Genomic DNA, 2,100 nt, shown 5'->3' on the forward strand with positions numbered 1-2,100 from the left:
CATAGGGGCGGGTCCCGGAGCCCTTCCCCGGGGTTTCGATATCATGACTGCATCGACCGCGACGTTGGACAGGACCTGCGAAGGCCTGTGCCTGGCGTTCTCGGCTCAGTTGATCCCGAACGGCTTTCGCAAGCAGGGGCATCGCTCGGCGCTCGACACCCTGCTGATGCTGGCCATCGCCCAGGCCAATCTCGCCCCGCTGGCCCGGGACCCCGAGTTCCAGAAGACCTATGCGGGCCTCGAGGCTTCGCCGCCCGACGACATGCGGCGGCCCGCCCGCGTCCGCGCCATCGCCACCTCGCTGGGCGTGCCCCAGGAGACCGCGCGCCGCCGCGTGGTCGCCCTGGCCGAGGCCGGCATCCTGGCGATGAGCGACGACGGCGTGATCCTGCCCCAGGCCTTCACCTGCTCGCCGCACGCGGTGGAGATGGCGATGGAGACCTGGAACACCTTCACCCAGTTCTACGCCAACCTGCGCCGCGCCGAATGCCTGTCGGCCGTCCCCGCTGCGACGCCGGACCAGCCGCCGCCGGTGCGCCAGATGATGCGGCTTTGGGTCGATCACTTCCTGCGCCTGATCGAGGCCCTGATGCCGATGGTCGGCGACCCGTTCAGCGTCGTCATGCTGTTCGCGATCCTCGACGGCAGCTTGGCCGCGGGCGACGGCAAGTCCGTCTCGGCCTCGGCCATCGCCCGGTCCCTGGGCCTGCCGTTCGAGAGCGTTCGCCGCAACGCCCTGCGCATCGCCGACAACGGCCTGTGCCAGAAGGTCGGCCGCGGCTACCTGATCCCGCCCGAACTGATGGAGGAGCCCCGCTGGCGCGCCTTCTCCGAACGCCACGCCCAGATCCTGATGCGCTTCTTCGCCGTCATGCGCGAACAGCACCTGCTGGGCTGTTGGGAGGCGCAGTATCTCGCCCAGGGCGGCCGCCCCGCCGCCTAGCGCCGCCGCCCTAGCGCCCCCGCCGCCCATACCGCACCGCCCCAGGCTAGGGCTCGGCCAGCGGCAGGGGCGTGGCCTCCTTGGCCAGGTCCTTGCGCGAGGGATAGGGCGGCCGCGGCGGCGGCCAGGTCCGGTACGCCAGCTTGCGGATCGGACGTCGCTCAGTATCGAGGAAGATCCTGTAGGGCTGCTCATACTCGCGCATCACGCCTGTGCTGATCCGCTCGGCGTGCCTCATCGCCTCGGCGTCGTCCTCGCCCAGATAGTCGCGGCGGAAGCGGTAGACCCGTCGCAGGAGCAGCGGCGGCACGGCATGGGGTTTCAACAGCATGCAGAGCGCGATCAGGAAGATCGAGCGGAACATGCAGGCGGCCTCGTGCTCGACCTGCGCCGGCGACGGCCGCCAGTCGACGAAGCCGGTCATCAACAGGCGCGCCCGTTCGGGGTCTTTGATGGGATCGACGCACGAGTGCCCCGTATAGCCCATGGGATCGAGCCGCCTGGGCCGCCAATCGTCGGTCGCGCCCGCCGGCGTCTCGACCGGCGTCTCTTCGGGCGCGCTCAGCTTCGAGAGCCGCTCGAGGAGCGTGGTCAGCCGCAGCGCCTCCTGGTCGCGCCCCGCGCGGATCGCCGCCGCCAGCCGCGCCAGGGTCGCGGCCTTCAGGTCGGAGGGATCGGTCGAGAGCGGCGGGGGAGGGGGCGCCGCCGCGCGCATGGCGGCGGCGAAGGCTGGATCGAAGGCGGCCTTGTCTCCAAAGGTCGCGCCGAAGGCGCTCGGGGCCTCGTCGTCGTCGTCCTCGTCGCCGGTCAGCCACAGCTCGCCGGGCAGGGCCCCCGCGCCGACCAGCGCCGCCCGCCGCGAAGCCTCGGCCTCGGCCTCAACGGCCGCGGCGTGCTCGCGCGCCACCGCGTCGCCGTGCGCCTTCTTGGTCCAGCCATACAGGCTGGCGTAGCGATAGATCGTGCGGGCCGAGACCTTCCACTTGGCCGACAACTCGCCGGCGGTCGCGCCGTTCTTGTACGCGTCGGCGATCTGGGCCCACGAGTCCTCCGAGAGGCGGAACCAGGTGGGGCGGGCGTCGGGATATGATTTGCTCATGCCCCTAGAATACGGCCGCTCCGGACACCGAGGACGCAGCGGGGCGTAGAGCGGGGTC

General features: G+C 71.3%; 2 protein-coding genes. One reads left to right on the plus strand and one right to left on the minus strand.

The window, feature by feature from the left end; all coding sequences use genetic code 11:
* Positions 1-43 precede the first annotated feature (43 nt).
* Complete coding sequence (locus AX690_RS14250) at positions 44-943, plus strand: hypothetical protein (protein WP_082769673.1); 900 nt, start codon at positions 44-46, stop codon at positions 941-943.
* Between the two features lie 46 nt (positions 944-989).
* Here AX690_RS14250 and AX690_RS14255 read toward each other — a convergent pair whose 3' ends face one another.
* Positions 990-2,042 (minus strand): hypothetical protein, encoded by a 1,053-nt coding sequence (locus tag AX690_RS14255; protein ID WP_066730438.1) that lies wholly within the window; start codon positions 2,040-2,042, stop codon positions 990-992.
* Positions 2,043-2,100 lie beyond the last annotated feature (58 nt).

Source organism: Caulobacter sp. CCH9-E1 (assembly GCF_001556515.1).
Lineage (GTDB): Bacteria > Pseudomonadota > Alphaproteobacteria > Caulobacterales > Caulobacteraceae > Caulobacter.

Bases quoted from the DNA above. Each gene is read 5' to 3' on its own strand.
- AX690_RS14255 (WP_066730438.1), bottom strand. From the start codon at position 2,042: ATGAGCAAATCATATCCCGACGCCCGCCCCACCTGGTTCCGCCTCTCG.
- AX690_RS14250 (WP_082769673.1), top strand. From the start codon at position 44: ATGACTGCATCGACCGCGACGTTGGACAGGACCTGCGAAGGCCTGTGC.